Source organism: Argonema antarcticum A004/B2, from assembly GCF_023333585.1.
Taxonomy (GTDB): Bacteria; Cyanobacteriota; Cyanobacteriia; order Cyanobacteriales; family Aerosakkonemataceae; genus Argonema; species Argonema antarcticum.
In genome coordinates this window covers 1-1,392 of the sequence record NZ_JAIQZN010000236.1, presented here as the reverse complement: position 1 = coordinate 1,392, position 1,392 = coordinate 1, and the positions used below count along the sequence as shown (strand labels likewise).

The 1,392-nt window shown below is 49.7% G+C and carries 3 protein-coding genes; 1 reads left to right on the top strand and 2 read right to left on the bottom strand.

What is annotated here, in order from left to right:
- The first annotated feature begins 4 nt into the window (after positions 1-4).
- Positions 5-163 carry a M48 metallopeptidase family protein gene (locus tag LAY57_RS36765; RefSeq protein WP_420839200.1) on the top strand — a complete coding sequence of 53 codons (159 nt, stop codon included), beginning with the start codon at positions 5-7 and terminating at the stop codon, positions 161-163.
- A gap of 208 nt (positions 164-371) precedes the next feature.
- Here the strand turns inward: LAY57_RS36765 and LAY57_RS35590 are convergent, their stop codons facing one another.
- Entirely contained in the window at positions 372-1,064 is a 693-nt protein-coding gene (locus LAY57_RS35590) for a DarT1-associated NADAR antitoxin family protein (RefSeq protein ID WP_249072214.1), read from the bottom strand.
- A partial coding sequence (locus LAY57_RS35585; protein WP_249072212.1) for a hypothetical protein occupies positions 1,064-1,392 on the bottom strand: 329 nt, incomplete at its 5' end. The genes LAY57_RS35590 and LAY57_RS35585, both read right to left, overlap by 1 nt.

The following is a 1,392-nucleotide window of genomic DNA, read 5'->3' as shown; positions in this document are numbered from 1 at the left end:
TCGGCTGATTGAGGCTCCGATTGACACTATCGATTACGTCATCACCCATGAACTTTGCCATGTCACTGAGCCACATCATGGCGCAGCCTTTTACCATCTGCTTGAACGGGTGATGCCTGACTGGGAGCGTCGAAAGCTTCGCCTAGAGCTATTTATGGCGTGAAGGTCACAAGAGAGAACATTTCATAACCACCAGTCATCGTTGCCAAAGCGAGCGAACCACAAGGTACGATCGAAGTGCACGAAACCCAACTGAGCGAATTCCCACAGACGGAACAGATGGAAATCCGCCTTCGGCGGTTGCAGTCTGTATCCATCGGTGTGTGAATTTTGCTCGAACCCCCTGCGGTTAAAACAAATCCCTAGGTGCATTAAATCAGGAAGCGCTCTTGGGCTGGCATGTGAGGATCAGAAACACGGCCCCTATACAGAGAGAGAAAATTTTCTCTACTCTGTAGTGCGAAATTCAATTTATCTGTGTGAAATAAGGCACAGAACAAAGCAGCCGATCTCGCCTGACAATTTATTGATCGCTCGGGATTAAATTCAATATCTGTGAAACCATCACGATCGGTTAGCAGTTCTATTAACTGAGGGTTTTTTATGAGGGCGTTAATGTAAAGCCAATCATAAAACGCGGTTTTAGGATCTAATTCCCAGTCATTTCCGAAAAACGAAAACTTGGTAAGTAATCCACTTGTTCTGAGTCGCTCATCACGTTTTGCGTCAATCGGAGACTTTTGAAAGATATCGACGAACGGGCCGCCCCGTTCGAACACTTTACTCCCTTGGAAGGCGGCCTCGACGGTGAGTGCTCGTCCTCGCTTGGTTACAAACGTAAGGTTGAAACTGGATAATGCTACACCAAGAGGGTCTTCCGACTTTGACGATATCTCCAACGGATGCTGAACGCCATACTCACGCAACGCCGTTTCGTGCAACGCGCGTATGCTCTTCTGCTTTTGCGACTTCGCGAAACCGGCGTGCCAATGAAATTCGACGTACCTCTCCAGTACCAATCGCTTACCGTCGAGCAAAGGAACAAAAATGGGCCGCTTTGCCATCAGAGGCCAAAAATAAGAGCGGTGTTTATGATGCGTGGCACTAGAACTTCCCATTTCTCCGCCGCGGCTCGCCTCTGTTGCCCCTCGGCTGTTCCCCAATCCAACCTATCATATGTCGCGGTAAGGTCCATCAACGGTATCATTTGATCCGGCGGAGCAATCTTCGCCGCGTTTGCGGTTGCCACCTGATCCGCCAACAATACGCCAGGGAGTAGCAAAACAGATGGACAAATCGTCAAGATCCTGAGTGTTTCGATCCGGCCTTCCGCCATCGCAACGTGTGCCATCGGATGGCTACGACAGAAGCCGAGAGACACATGGGCATCCA

Bases quoted from the DNA above. Each gene is read 5' to 3' on its own strand.
- LAY57_RS35590 (WP_249072214.1), bottom strand. From the start codon at position 1,064: ATGGCAAAGCGGCCCATTTTTGTTCCTTTGCTCGACGGTAAGCGATTG.